At 45.6% G+C, this 5,735-nt stretch carries 9 protein-coding genes; 8 read left to right on the top strand and 1 reads right to left on the bottom strand.

Annotation, left to right across the window (positions count from 1 at the left end; all coding sequences use genetic code 11):
• Positions 1–73: 73 nt before the first annotated feature.
• Positions 74–700 (bottom strand): TVP38/TMEM64 family protein, encoded by a 627-nt coding sequence (locus RWS24_RS10410; RefSeq protein ID WP_314367300.1) that lies wholly within the window; start codon positions 698–700, stop codon positions 74–76.
• A 134-nt stretch (positions 701–834) separates the two neighbouring features.
• On the opposite strand from RWS24_RS10410, the gene RWS24_RS10405 reads away from it, so the two are divergent.
• The 8 genes from RWS24_RS10405 to RWS24_RS10370 form a co-directional block, all read left to right on the top strand.
• On the top strand, positions 835–1,362 hold the full coding sequence (locus RWS24_RS10405) for a YqeG family HAD IIIA-type phosphatase (protein ID WP_314367298.1): 528 nt from the start codon (positions 835–837) through the stop codon (positions 1,360–1,362).
• Between the two features lie 2 nt (positions 1,363–1,364).
• Positions 1,365–2,471 (top strand): ribosome biogenesis GTPase YqeH, encoded by a 1,107-nt coding sequence (gene yqeH / locus RWS24_RS10400; protein ID WP_314367296.1) that lies wholly within the window; start codon positions 1,365–1,367, stop codon positions 2,469–2,471.
• Between the two features lie 106 nt (positions 2,472–2,577).
• Positions 2,578–2,889 carry a ribosome assembly RNA-binding protein YhbY gene (gene yhbY, locus RWS24_RS10395; RefSeq protein WP_002896287.1) on the top strand — a complete coding sequence of 104 codons (312 nt, stop codon included), beginning with the start codon at positions 2,578–2,580 and terminating at the stop codon, positions 2,887–2,889.
• 28 nt (positions 2,890–2,917) lie between these two features.
• Complete coding sequence (locus RWS24_RS10390) at positions 2,918–3,550, top strand: nicotinate-nucleotide adenylyltransferase (protein ID WP_314367293.1); 633 nt, start codon at positions 2,918–2,920, stop codon at positions 3,548–3,550.
• Entirely contained in the window at positions 3,547–4,146 is a 600-nt protein-coding gene (gene yqeK / locus RWS24_RS10385) for a bis(5'-nucleosyl)-tetraphosphatase (symmetrical) YqeK (RefSeq protein ID WP_314367290.1), read from the top strand. The genes RWS24_RS10390 and yqeK overlap by 4 nt, the downstream gene beginning before the upstream one ends.
• Positions 4,143–4,646: a cysteine hydrolase family protein gene (locus tag RWS24_RS10380; RefSeq protein ID WP_314367288.1), complete on the top strand. Its 504-nt coding sequence runs from the start codon at positions 4,143–4,145 to the stop codon at positions 4,644–4,646. The genes yqeK and RWS24_RS10380 overlap by 4 nt, the downstream gene beginning before the upstream one ends.
• A 9-nt stretch (positions 4,647–4,655) precedes the next feature.
• The gene (gene rsfS, locus RWS24_RS10375) at positions 4,656–5,021 is read left to right on the top strand and encodes a ribosome silencing factor (RefSeq protein WP_314367286.1); all 366 of its coding nucleotides are present in this window, start codon (positions 4,656–4,658) and stop codon (positions 5,019–5,021) included.
• 67 nt (positions 5,022–5,088) lie between these two features.
• Positions 5,089–5,735, top strand: a 647-nt coding sequence (locus tag RWS24_RS10370; RefSeq protein WP_314367283.1) for a class I SAM-dependent methyltransferase, incomplete at its 3' end; no start/stop codon positions are given.

Below are 5,735 nucleotides of genomic sequence, written 5' to 3'. Positions count from 1 at the left end.
TAAAAACACCCCAAAAGTTAGATTTTTTCTGTCTAACTTTTGGGGTGCGGTTCAAGTTCATTCAACTTCTTTTTTATTTGGAGACCATTTTCCAGAAAAAATCAATGATATAAGTCAGTCCGTAGGTATAGATGACGAGAGTGATGGGCTTGCAGAGAAGGATAATCAGCATGTACTTTTTGAAAGTCATCTTGGTCAGGGCCGCCAGCATGCAGAGAAAATCTGCTGGACTGATGGGCCAAATCATCATGAAGATAAAGAAGCGCTCAAAGCGATTACCCTTATCCAGCCAGCCGATGTATTTATCATAAGTGCGCTTGCTGACGACAGACTGGACAAAGGCCGGACCATAGGTGCGCGCCAGATAAAATATCAGGGCGCAGCCAATGACAATGCCGATATAGTTATAAATAGTGCCAACGATATGGCCGTAGATGAAAACACCAGCGACAGAGGTCAGGGCGCCAGGGATAATGGGCACGACCGTCTGTAGAATCTGCAGGAAGATAAAGAGAGGAGGTCCCCAGATGCCAGCCTGCTGGATAAAGGCTGAGAGAGTTTCCTTGGACTGGAGGATGCCAGCGAAATAGGCCCAAAGACAAAAGGCCACCGTTCCTAAAGCTCCAATGGCGGACGACCAGTTGATAATCTTTTGTAAAAGAGGGGAAACAGCCTGCATCTGTCTGTTTTTTTCTACCATACAAACCTCCAGGACATTTATACTATCACCACTATAATATCATCTTTTGCTCTTTTTGTAACCTTTGAGACTGAAAGTGCCAAAAAGCCCATTTTATGCTATAATAATGAGAATACGAATTTTTGGAGAGAGATGTGGCGATTGAAGATTACATGCCGGACTTTGCGGTCGAGGCAGTTTACGATTTGACAGTAGAGAGTTTGAAAAAGCAAGGCATCAAAGCGGTTTTGGTGGATTTGGATAACACCTTGATTGCTTGGAATAATCCTGATGGAACCCCAGAGATGAAGAAGTGGCTCCATGATTTGCGGGACGCGGGCATTCGGATTATCGTGGTGTCCAATAATAACCAAAAACGGGTCAAGCGGGCTGTTGAAAAGTTTGAAATTGACTATGTCTACTGGGCGATGAAACCTTTCACTTGGGGAATTGACCGAGCGCTCAAGCTTTTTCAATTTGAAAAAAAGGAAGTGGTTATGGTGGGCGACCAGCTTATGACGGATATTCGGGCAGCTCATAGGGCTGGGATTCGTTCGATTTTGGTCAAACCGCTGGTTGAGCACGACTCTATCAAAACCCAGATCAATCGGGCGCGTGAACGCCGTGTGCTCAAGAAAATCACTGAAAAATACGGCCCAATTCAATACAAAAAAGGAATTTAAGCATGGAAGAACTTCTCTGTATCGGCTGCGGAGCCACTATTCAGACAGAAGATAAGGGCAAACTAGGCTACACGCCCCAGTCAGCCCTAGAAAAAGGCTTGGAGACAGGTGAACTCTATTGTCAGCGCTGTTTCCGCCTGCGCCATTATAATGAAATCAGCGACGTCCAGCTGACGGATGATGACTTTCTGCGGCTTCTGCATGAGGTTGGAGATAGCGACGCCTTGGTCGTCAATGTTGTCGATATTTTTGACTTTAATGGATCGGTCATCCCTGGCTTGCCTCGCTTTGTCGCAGGAAATGATGTTCTCTTGGTCGGGAATAAAAAGGACATTTTGCCTAAGTCAGTCAAGGATAGCAAGGTGACCCAATGGCTGACGGAGCGGGCTCACGAAGAAGGCCTGCGTCCAGTTGATGTGGTCTTGACTTCTGCTCAGAACAAGCAGGCAATCAAGGACTTGATTGACAAGATTGAGCATTGCCGCAAGGGACGTGACGTTTATGTGGTTGGCGTGACAAATGTGGGCAAGTCCACTTTGATTAACGCCATTATTCAGGAAATCACGGGCGACAAGGATATTATTACGACTTCGCGCTTCCCGGGAACAACTCTGGATAAAATCGAGATACCTTTAGCGGACGGCAGTCATATCTATGATACGCCGGGCATTATCCATCGTCACCAGATGGCTCACTATCTTTCTGCTAAGAATCTTAAATACATCAGTCCTAAAAAGGAAATCAAGCCCAAAACTTATCAGCTTAATCCAGAGCAAACCCTCTTCTTGGGTGGTTTAGGCCGCTTTGACTTTGTGGCAGGTGACAAGCAGGGCTTTACGGCTTATTTTGACAATGAGCTCAAGCTCCATCGGACCAAGTTAGAAGGCGCCAGCGGCTTTTATGACAAGCATGTCGGTAGTCTCTTAGTGCCACCGGTTGGCAAGGAAAAGGAAGAATTTCCAGCCTTGGTCAAGCATGAATTTACTATCAAGGACAAGACGGATATCGTCTTCTCTGGTCTAGGCTGGATTCGCGTCAGTGGTCCTGCCAGAGTAGCTGGCTGGGCACCAGAGGGTGTGTCGGTTGTCACTCGGAAAGCTATTATATAATACTCAAGACACCAAGGGGAAGAAATTCCCTTAAAATAAGGAAGGAAAAGGCCGTGAGCAGTGGGGGAAAGCAGGTCCCAACTGACCTCAAGCCTTATAGAAGAACATGACATTAACATCAAAACAAAGAGCCTTTCTCAACAGTCAGGCACATAGTCTCAAACCTATCATTCAGATAGGGAAAAATGGACTCAATGACCAAATCAAAACTAGCGTCCGTCAGGCACTGGATGCGCGAGAACTAATCAAGGTTACGCTCTTGCAGAATACAGATGAGAATATCCATGAAGTTGCTGAGATTTTGGAAGAAGAAATCGGAGTGGATACAGTGCAGAAGATTGGCCGGATCTTGATTCTCTACAAGCAGTCCAGCAAAAAGGAAAATCGCAAACTCTCTGTCAAAGTCAAGCAAATTTAAGGAAAAATTTCTGTGGAGATGTCAGCCTATGGCTATTGAATTACTGACCCCCTTTACCAAGGTGGAATTAGAACCAGAAGTTAAAGAAAAAAAACGCAAGCAGATTGGCATTTTAGGTGGGAATTTCAACCCTGTCCACCATGCTCATTTGGTTGTGGCGGATCAGGTCCGCCAACAGTTAGGCTTGGATCAGGTCCTGCTCATGCCAGAGTACGAGCCGCCTCATGTGGACAAGAAAGAAACCATTGATGAACAGCATCGGCTGAAAATGCTGGAGCTGGCTATTGAGGGTATTGAAGGCTTAGGAATTGAAACCACTGAGCTGGAGCGCAAGGGAATTTCCTATACCTATGACACCATGAAGCTCCTGACAGAGCAGCATCCAGATACGGACTATTACTTTATCATCGGTGCGGATATGGTGGACTACCTGCCCAAGTGGTACCGGATTGATGAGCTGGTTGAGCTGGTTCAGTTTGTTGGTGTTCAGCGGCCACGCTACAAGGCGGGAACTTCTTACCCTGTCATTTGGGTGGATGTGCCGCTTATGGATATTTCCTCCAGTATGGTACGGGATTTTCTGGCTCAGGGACGGACTCCTAATTTCCTGTTGCCTCAGCCGGTGCTAGACTATATCGAGAAAGAGGGGCTTTATCTATGACCTATGAAAGCTATATCAGTATGGGCCGTGAGGCCTTGCTGGCTAAGATGGAAACAGTCATGTCGGAGAAACGCCTGCGGCATTGTCTAGGTGTGGAAAAGGCTGCCCGTGAATTAGCGGAGCGCTTCGGTCTTGACGTCGAAAAAGCGGGTCTTGCAGGCCTCCTACATGACTATGCTAAAAAGGTCTCGGACGAGGATTTTCTGGCCTTGATTGATAAATATCAGCTGGATCCTGACTTGAAAAACTGGGGCAATAATGTCTGGCATGGCATGGTGGGCATTTACAAGATTCAGGAAGATTTAGGCATCGAAGATGCAGAGATTCTCCGAGCCATCGAGATTCATACAGTGGGGAGTAGCACCATGTCTGAGCTGGACAAGGTGGTCTATGTTGCTGACTATATCGAGCACAACCGAGATTTTCCGGGAGTGGACAAGGCCAGAGAGCTGGCTCAGCGGTCACTCAATCAAGCTGTGGCCTATGAAACAGCAAGGACGGTGGAGCATCTAGCCCATAAAGGAATCCCTATCTACCCGCAGACCTTGGAGACCTACAATGCCTTTGTAGGATATTTGAAGGAAATAGAAGAATGAAAACAGCTCTAATCATTATAGATGTACAAAATATCTTAGTAGAAACAGGTTTTAGATCTGATAAAATGATGGATAAAATTTCCTTTCTGCAGCATCAGGCTAGGAGTAAAGGTGTCGAAATTATCTATATTCAGCATATTGAAAATCCAGAAGACTGTGTATTGGAAGACTGGCAGTTGTCTCCTCTCTTAAATCGGAAGTCAGACGAAAAGGTCTTTCAGAAGAAGTATAATAGTATATTTAAAGAGACAGGTTTGAAGGATTACTTGGATAAAGAAGATATTGGTCGTCTAGTTTTATGTGGAATGCAGACGGAATATTGTGTAGATGCATCAGTTAAAGTTGGATTTGAATTTGATTATAAACTTGTCATTCCAGAGGGTGCTTTTACAACTTTTGATGGGGAAGATGCTTCGGCAGAAAAAATCAATACTTTTTATCAAAAAATTTGGGACGGACGTTTTGCGGATGTTCGAGATTACAAAAACATTTTTAATTAAAGAGGAACTATGAAAGAACAAGAATTATTGGAACTGGTCGTGAAGGCGGCCGATGAGAAGCGTGCAGAAGATATTGTGGCTTTGGACTTGCAAGGTCTGACTACTGTGACAGATTACTTTGTCATCGTCAGCTCGATGAACAGTCGTCAGCTGGATGCAGTCGCTGAAAATATCCGTGAGAAAGCTGCGGCGGCGGGTGTTTTTGCTGGTCATGTTGAGGGAGACGCAGCTGGTGGCTGGGTTCTCTTAGACTTAGGCAGCGTGGTCGTCCATGTCTTTTCTGAGGAAATGCGGGCGCATTACAATCTGGAAAAACTCTGGCACGAAGCAACTGGTGTGGATGTTGTGGCCTTATTGGAAGAAAAAAACAAGTGATTTTTTGCCCTTGGGCAGAATTCGGCTCAGTCAGCCTGCTGGCTGGGCTGTTTTTGAAAGGAAAAGTATGGCAACTTATGAAACCTTCGCGTCGGTTTACGATGCGATTATGGATGATTCTTTGTATGAGAAGTGGACGGATTTCAGTCTGCGTCATTTTCCCAAGGATAAGAAAAAGCTGCTGGAGTTGGCCTGTGGTACGGGCATTCAGTCTATTTATTTTAAGCAGGCTGGTTTTGATGTGACGGGGTTGGACCTTAGTCAGGAAATGCTGGAGTTGGCAGAAAAGCGTAGCAGAGAGGCTGGTTTGGACATTCCCTTTATACAAGGGAATATGCTGGATTTGAGTGGTGTCGGTCAGTTTGACTTGGTGACTTGCTATTCAGACTCGATTTGCTATATGGAGGACGAAGTGGATGTCGGTCAGGTGTTTACTCAAGTTTACCAGCATCTAAATGAGGGTGGTTGCTTTATCTTTGATGTGCACTCGATTTACCAGATTGACGAGGTTTTTCCTGGCTATTCCTATCACGAAAATGCTGAAACCTTTGCTATGGTCTGGGATTCTTATGCGGACGAACCGCCTCATTCCATCGTACATGAGTTGACCTTCTTTGTCCAAGATGAGGATGGTCGCTTCACGCGCTACGATGAGGTGCATGAGGAGCGGACCTATGAGATTCTGACCTATGATATCTTGCTGGAGCAGGCTGG

Source organism: uncultured Streptococcus sp., from assembly GCF_963528215.1.
Lineage (GTDB): Bacteria > Bacillota > Bacilli > Lactobacillales > Streptococcaceae > Streptococcus.
Note: the sequence above shows the minus strand (reverse complement) of the source record. Positions and strands in the feature narration are given on the sequence as shown.